The 6,931-nt window shown below is 43.5% G+C and carries 7 protein-coding genes; 6 read left to right on the top strand and 1 reads right to left on the bottom strand.

All coding sequences use genetic code 11. The features are described 5' to 3' along the window. From A596_RS12415 to A596_RS12400, 4 genes are all read left to right on the top strand, one after another. Positions 1 to 890: hypothetical protein (locus A596_RS12415; protein ID WP_235425711.1), on the top strand; the 890-nt coding region annotated here is incomplete at its 5' end. Between the two features lie 225 nt (positions 891 to 1,115). Then, positions 1,116 to 2,918 (top strand): monovalent cation:proton antiporter-2 (CPA2) family protein, encoded by a 1,803-nt coding sequence (locus tag A596_RS12410; protein ID WP_039915134.1) that lies wholly within the window; start codon positions 1,116 to 1,118, stop codon positions 2,916 to 2,918. Positions 2,919 to 2,973: 55 nt separating this feature from the next. Then, positions 2,974 to 3,441, top strand: a complete 468-nt coding sequence (locus A596_RS12405) for a GrpB family protein (protein ID WP_039915133.1) — start codon at positions 2,974 to 2,976, stop codon at positions 3,439 to 3,441. A gap of 52 nt (positions 3,442 to 3,493) precedes the next feature. Beyond that, positions 3,494 to 3,874, top strand: coding sequence for a hypothetical protein (locus A596_RS12400; protein WP_039915132.1), 381 nt, complete (start codon positions 3,494 to 3,496; stop codon positions 3,872 to 3,874). A 53-nt stretch (positions 3,875 to 3,927) separates the two neighbouring features. On the opposite strand, the gene A596_RS12395 is transcribed toward A596_RS12400, so the two are convergent. Beyond that, entirely contained in the window at positions 3,928 to 5,481 is a 1,554-nt protein-coding gene (locus A596_RS12395; protein WP_152600169.1) for a hypothetical protein, read from the bottom strand. A gap of 333 nt (positions 5,482 to 5,814) precedes the next feature. On the opposite strand from A596_RS12395, the gene A596_RS12390 reads away from it, so the two are divergent. Next, positions 5,815 to 6,255, top strand: a complete 441-nt coding sequence (locus A596_RS12390) for an acetyltransferase (RefSeq protein ID WP_039915129.1) — start codon at positions 5,815 to 5,817, stop codon at positions 6,253 to 6,255. Between the two features lie 248 nt (positions 6,256 to 6,503). Further along, positions 6,504 to 6,851 carry a GFA family protein gene (locus tag A596_RS12385; protein ID WP_039915128.1) on the top strand — a complete coding sequence of 116 codons (348 nt, stop codon included), beginning with the start codon at positions 6,504 to 6,506 and terminating at the stop codon, positions 6,849 to 6,851. Positions 6,852 to 6,931 lie beyond the last annotated feature (80 nt).

The following is a 6,931-nucleotide window of genomic DNA, read 5'->3' as shown; positions in this document are numbered from 1 at the left end:
TATTAAGTATGATTTTTAAAAAGATGTTTTCGTTTTTGGGCGTTGTGGCAGGGTTAACCTTCGCGGGTTATACAGTTGCACAAAATGACGGGACTTTGCCTCTGCGCATAGAACCGGCGAGCGCTGATTTGCTGGAATCACAAGCGATAGATATTGCAGTGTATCTACCGCCCGCTATCCAATTATCGCTTAATCGTCCGGAGTTTGAGCCGGTATATCCATCCCCTTATCCATCACCGGCGTTAGCGCCGCAACGTGGTCCGGCAGCATTAAAAATACATGCATCGGTTAATGGGAAGGATGCAACGGCATGGTTTCATGAATGCATACACCAATATGCACAAGTGATCGCGACTGAGCGTGTGTTGCTATGTAAAAATCTGGATTACTCTCCATTTGTGGAAGGTGTTAATGAATTAAAAATTTCTATCCAGCAATTCAATGATCAACCTTATCTTGGCGTAGCGTATTATCGTATTGCTAAAACCCAGCGCAAATTCTATGACCTGTTGGGTTTGTACGAGCCGAAACGATTTGTGGTCAGGGGAACAAGTTTTAATACCGCATCCCACGTAAATGTTGCTGCTGGCCAGCGTGTGATAATTAAAGCTGCCGGACGCGTGAACGTATGGCCGGCGAATGTGGGTTATCCGCTTTCAACACCAAAAGGAACAGAGGGTTGCGGCCAACTTTGTTTGTTGCCGGGTGCATATCTGGGGGCATTGCTGGTTAAAATTGGTCCTTATGGTCGTTGGGTGTCTGTCGGTGATAATTTCCTGTTAACAGCGGATCGCCCCGGTGAATTGTTCTTTGCTGTTAATGACAAAACAACTCCCGCCGACATTAACGATAACCTCGGTAGCTATGAAGTGAGCGTCGCTCGCTATTAATCCTGCTGTGCATTGAAGCTCCGGTGTTTGTTACCGGGGCTTTTCTATTTATTCGTTGCGCTTGCATATTTCATTCGTCTCGTTCTTACTGCGCAAATGATTCACCAGAATAATAAAAAGTTATTCATACAATTCGTATATCAAGGCTACAAGTATTCGATTGATATCGTCCGGACGTGTAAAATATTTTCGATTCCTGTATCACGCCACATCAGAGTTAAGTTTATGGAACACCACGAAACACTATTACACGCTATTTATTATTTATTGGCTGCGACTATCGCAGTACCTCTATTTCGCCGCCTTGGCCTGGGTGCAATTTTGGGATATCTGGTTGCCGGTGCGATTATTGGCCCTTATGAACTGGGTTTGATTTACCAGCCCGAAGCCACCTTTCAATTTTCCGAATTGGGCGTAGTGCTGTTGTTATTTGTTATTGGCCTTGAATTAAATCCGCAACAATTGTGGAAAATGCGGCTGGATATTGGCCTGCTCGGCGGCGCCCAGATGTTGCTCACCGCGTTTGCAATAACTGCATTAATTGCCGTGTTCCTGGATTTGAGTTGGCAGCAGGGATTTATGATCGGCCTGGCGCTCGCTCTGTCATCAACGGCGTTCGCAATTCCGTTAATGGAAGAGCATAAAATTATGGGTTTGCCTGTTGGGCGAAAAGGTTTTTCGATTTTGTTATTGCAAGATCTCGCTGTTATTCCCATCTTATTATTGCTCGCCACCTGGTCACCGGCTGCTGCGGAAGACACTCACGTACCCTGGTGGATAGGATTATGTACAGTGACATTTTTGCTATTAGCGGGAGCGAGAATTTTTAATCCACTCCTGCAAGTGGTTGCAAAATACGGCAGCCGCGAAATTCTTACTGCCGCAGGTTTATTAATTGTGTTGAGTGTTGCTTACTTGATGCAGTTAGTGGGTTTCTCCATGAGCATGGGCGCATTTCTTGCGGGCATTTTGTTGGCTCAATCCAGTTTTCGCCATCAATTGGCGGCTGATATTGAACCTTTTAAAGGACTTTTACTGGGATTATTTTTTATCGCGGTGGGCATGTCATTAAATTTACGTCTGCTCTTCGCAGAGCCCCTGTTAATTTTAGCGCTCGCGTTGACATTAATGCTGGTCAAAATTCTTGTAGTTGCGGTGGTATTGCGCATTCGCCAGTTTCCAATAAAAGATGGCTTACTGGTAGGCGTCATGCTCGCGCAAGGTGGAGAGTTTGCTTTTGTGGTGATGTCCACGGCGGAGCAATCCAGATTCCTGCCGGAAAATATTTCCAATTATGTGGTGTTGGTCGTTGGCATTTCCATGGCGCTAACCAGCCCTTTAGTCATGCTGCATGAATTCTTTACCCGCAAACGCACCATGCAGGAAAAGGCCAGCGAAGAGGCTACACACGCAGCCAATTCGCTAAAAGCACTGGAAGAACCCGATGCACACAAAGCAGAAGTTATCATTGCCGGTTTTGGCCGTTTTGGCCAAATCATCGGCCGCATCCTTACTGCCAGTAATATTCCATTCAATGCATTGGATAAAAATCCCGAACATATCGAATTTTTAAAAAATTACGGTGTGCAAAGTTATTACGGCGATGCAACACGCATTGAATTACTTGAAGCCGCCGGAATTCGCGATGCAAAAGTGCTAGTGGTTGCACTGGTAAATATAGAAGCATCATTGGAAGTGGTGCGTTTGGTAAAAACACACTTTCCACACATCACACTTATTGTCCGTGCCCGCGACCGCGCCCACGCTTATCAGTTGGCGGAGTTGGGGGTGGAAAATCCCATCCGTGAAATTTACGAATCCAGCCTCAGTGCTGCCATGCGTACCCTAACGGAAGTCGGCTATACCGAAGGGCAATCCCAACACGCAATCGATATATTCCGCGAGCACGACCATAGCTTGCTGCATCAGGCAATTGCGATTAGTAAAGATCCAAAGGAATTAGCATTATTGGTGAAGCAAAGCCGTAAAGAGTTGAAGGATTTGTTTAGTAAGGATGTGACGTTGTAAAAAATTTATGAATCGTCGCGAGTGGTGCGCACTATGAAAACATATGGTAACCGTTATGAAATTCTACAAGGAAAGCGAATATAGGGCTGCCTGTGAAGCGCTGTTTCAAAAGTACAAGGTCTCTATTTTGAATTTGATTCCACATGCGCGGGTGGAGCATGTGGGATCTTCATCCATTCCCGGTGCTATATCAAAAGGTGATCTCGATGTTTTTGTCGGCGTCAGCCCCGAAAAATTTAATGAATCGATAATGTTGCTAAAAAAACTGGGTTTCAGGGAGAAACTGGAGACGTTAAGGGCGCCAGCGCTGTGCATGCTTGAATCCGGTATAGAAGACGTTGCTCTCCAGGTCGTTGCGAATGGTTCGACGTTTGAGTTTTTTATCGAGTTCCGTGAAAAATTGAAAGCATCTGCTGCGCTTCTCGATCAATATAATCAACTTAAATTAACGTGTATTGACCTTTCGGATGAGCAATATCGTGAGTTGAAAAGTGAGTTTATTGAACGCGTGTTGCGAAAGTAAGTATTCTTTTTTACAGGACACAATTATTAGTAGGTGTGAAGGACGTTTTGATATGGCCATATTTCTTTATTTCGCCGCGTTTCTCACTGTTGCACTGGGTATTGCCCATTCTTACCTCGGTGAAAAATATATTCTGATTCGGTTATTTCGCCGTGAAAATTTACCCAAAATTTTTGGCAGCCAGGAATTTACCAAACGTACGTTGCGCTTTGCATGGCATATTACCACAGTGGCATGGATAGGTTTTGCTGCGCTGCTGGTACATGCGGGGCGGGGTGATTTAACTGTGGCGGGTACACTGCGAATTATCGGTGCTACTGCTATCGTTTCGGGGGTATTACCAATTTTATTTACCCGGGGAAGACATTTATCCTGGGTGGTTTTATTCGCTATTGGCGGTATTGCTTTTTGGTGTTCGGGAGTTGTTAGCTGAGCTGACAAAAACCTCTGAAATAATTCAGAGGTTTTTGTGTTTAGTCGTAACGATTACAGTTCAGATAGATTTACCTGGAAAACTCCACCACTTAATGGGTAGAGGCTGCTGTTATCGCCTTTAATTCCTCTCCACCCGATGACAACATTTCCGTTTGAAACTTGCAGTGGATCTATTGCCCTGAAAGGGGTAGTTTCAAAATAAGGTTTTGCCCCGTCAAGCTGGGATTGATAAATAGAATCATGTGTTGCCCATGAACCTAAATTGAAAGGTACGGTTTGAGTGGTATCGCCATAAAATATCTGCGCAATTGTATTTGGCTCGTAAGGAACGTAAGTAGAGTTAAGAACTTTGCCTACTTCAAATAGTTGTACCGCTAAAACATCACTGTTATCAATGGATAATTGGATAGGTGTGGAAGTAAACTCACCATAACCACGATATTGCCACGCGGTTTGGCCTGGCGTTGCGAGCGGGTCAATTTTGTATTGATGCACTTTGCCCTGTGGCAATGGTGAATTTGCCAAATGTGGGTATAGCGTGATGAACTCTGAAGGGTACTCAAATCCACCGCTGCTGACCAACAGGGCATTTTGATTAACTGCTACACGATATCCAAAACCCAGGTCGCTGGTGAAAACACCCGCTTGCGTTAACGATGTCGAATTGACCTTGAAAGCGTGTACCTTACCGGATCCTGCATATACAAAATCACCCGCTTCAATAACTCCGTTGTCATCAACATATGAAATAAAAGGCTGGGATGGTACTTCGCCAATTACGAGGTTCTGGCCGTCCAGTGAAACATCGGAAATATATTTACCGCTTTCTGGTAAAAAGGTATGGATAAGTTCCCACTCACCCGATGATGAATTGCGATGATACGCCACCAATCGATCAGGTGCTGCTACGACAAATGCATCACCCGAAATTTTTACTTTAACATTGCGGCCCAATTTTCCAATAAATTCTGATGGCAACGGAACAATTATAATGGTGTTATTAGGATTGGTACCGGAAACGGGTTTGCAGTTCAGGGCATTTCCCCAGTATCTTAATGTTGGTGTGTCTCCGGGAATGCCTGTTGTGTAAGCTGATGTTGGACAAGTAGCAAACTGGCCATTTGTTTTTGGAATGATTACCACGGCGGGTTGGCTTGTCGATGTCGAAGGCGAATAATGATAAGGTAACGTCGCTATGATCCAATTATCGGTAATGTCTACTTGTGCTCCAAAATTTAACGGATTTGCCAGGTAAGTTGCATGATCTAGTGTGGGTGCTATCGCAGGCTCTTTTAAAAACTGGTATTTCTTTATAGATTCAGAATTGTCATCCGTTAATAGATAGATTGCACCTCCGTCAATATTTCTATTTGCAGTCCAGTGGCCAATATATGCAAATTGGTCGCTTCTACCAAACTCGGTATGCCTATCGGACCCAACAACGATGTATTTTCCGTGTTTGGCTAATGTATGGCCAAACTCACCGGAATCTACAGGGAAGTCGGGTTTCGCCTGGTAGGTCACTGAAAATGCGTTCTGTGCAACAATGCTTGCTGTTAATGCAACAGGTATCGTAAACATACGACTTAATCTAGATGTAAACATATTTTCCCTTCATGATAAAAGTTAAAGAATCCAAAGATTTTGCCTTGGACCAAGGCAGGCACGATCTTAATTAGCGTTGTATGTTTAGAGAAATGACATTCGTCAAAAAAATTGATAATTAATGAAGGTAGAATTTTTTTTTGGCATTTATTTCATTGTGAAATTCCACGCATAAAATGTTTGCACTTTTTAACATTATTTATGAAATTCACAGCGCGTGTGTAATTAAAGTGCAATGGGGCAATTGAATAAAATCCGCTTGTTTTGTGAGCGGTTAACCAGGCTGGCAAATTCCGTAATGGATAAAAAATAAATTTATTACATGGGTTATTTATGAATATAGAGTCTGTTGAAAAAATTGATCACCATTATTTGATTAACGTGTGGGAGGCCTCTGTAAGGGCCACTCATGATTTTTTAAAAGAAGAAGATCTGCTTGCGTTAAGGCCGTTGATTTTTGAACAATATTTCAATGCAGTTCACCTAACTTGTGTGCGGAACTCCACAGGTGAAATTCTGGGATTTTGTGGTGTTCTTGATGGCAATATTGAAATGTTGTTTGTTTCTCCTGCTGCGCGGGGAAAAGGCGTTGGTGCTGCATTAACCCGGCATGCGATTGCTACGCAAGGTGTTACTAACGTAGATGTTAATGAACAAAATACGCAAGCATTGGGGTTTTACCAACGGATGGGTTTCGCCGTTACTGGCCGCTCGCCTTTGGATGGCCAGGGCAAGCCTTACCCGTTATTGCATATGCAGTTAATACATCGCTAACTGGTTACGCGTAAGAAAAATTTTATGGGCCGACAGTTTACCGGGGGCAAACGTGCTTATCACGATAAAGGGCAATTGTGCATTTATTGTTGCGATAATGTTCCTGGCTTTTCCTATCCGGATATGTGGGATTTTCCCGGTTTTAATACGTAAAAATTCTTAATAAAAAATTGGGTCGGTTGTCGAAACAAAGCAAAACTATTCGATTACTTATTTGCGGGTCATTAACTGGATATGAGGAGATACGCATGAAAAATATCGGCAGTTGCCATTGCGGCAATATTCGTTTTGAAGTGGAAGGTACTATTGATTCGGCATTGTCTTGCAATTGCTCTATCTGCCAGCGCAAGGGAAACCTGTTATGGTTTGTGCCAGCCAGTGCATTCAAGCTGCTTACCCCGGGCGACAATGTTGGAACCTATACTTTTAACAAACATGTAATTGAACACAAATTTTGCCAGGTGTGTGGTATTGGTCCTTATGCAGAGGGCACTGATCCAAAGGGTAATAAAATGGCGGCGATTAATATTCGTTGTATTGAAGGGATTGATTTGGATAAGGTCTCGATTGTTAATCATAACGGCAGGGATTCGTGATGAAACTAAATCAACACTGGTGCGCACTTGCAGGTTCCAAATTAGCTTTGCCGCTACCTGTTTATTTTTTACGGGTGCTG

Origin of the sequence: Cellvibrio mixtus subsp. mixtus J3-8, assembly GCF_000766945.1 — a bacterium.
Classification (GTDB): domain Bacteria; phylum Pseudomonadota; class Gammaproteobacteria; order Pseudomonadales; family Cellvibrionaceae; genus Cellvibrio; species Cellvibrio mixtus_A.
The sequence above is the reverse complement of the archived record's forward strand: the minus strand, read 5'-3'. Positions and strand labels throughout refer to the sequence as shown.